The following is a 480-nucleotide window of genomic DNA, read 5'->3' as shown; positions in this document are numbered from 1 at the left end:
CACCTGAAGTGCTTAACCTTGCCAGTAAGCGTAACTCGCCGGACCGTTCTACAAAAAGTACGCGGTCGCACATATAAAGTGCTTCCACAGCTTGTAGACACAGGGTTTCAGGTTCTCTTTCACTCCCCTCCCGGGGTCCTTTTCACCTTTCCTTCACAGTACTATGCGCTATCGGTCACTAAGTAGTATTTAGCCTTAGGGGGTGGTCCCCCTGATTTCCCACAAGGTTCCACGTGTCTCGTGGTACTCTGGATCCTGCTCAGTCAGCTCTGCTTTCACGTACGGGGCTTTCACCCTCTCCGGCCGGCTTTCCCAAAACCGTTCTGTTAACATCACTGAATCTTAAATGCAGTCCGTAACCCCGGAATGCACGCATTCCGGTTTAGGCTCCTCCGCGTTCGCTCGCCGCTACTTACGGAATCGAGTTTTCTTTCTTTTCCTCCGGGTACTTAGATGTTTCAGTTCCCCGGGTTCCCTTCC

Annotated in this window: 1 rRNA gene; it reads right to left on the bottom strand. The window is 52.1% G+C overall.

The window, feature by feature from the left end:
- Window positions 1-480, bottom strand: a 23S ribosomal RNA gene (locus tag LJE12_RS19705); the annotation flags it as partial.

Origin of the sequence: Blautia sp. DFI.6.71 (assembly GCF_020593585.1) — a bacterium.
GTDB lineage: Bacteria > Bacillota > Clostridia > Lachnospirales > Lachnospiraceae > Blautia_A > Blautia_A wexlerae.
The sequence above is the reverse complement of the archived record's forward strand: the minus strand, read 5'-3'. Positions and strand labels throughout refer to the sequence as shown.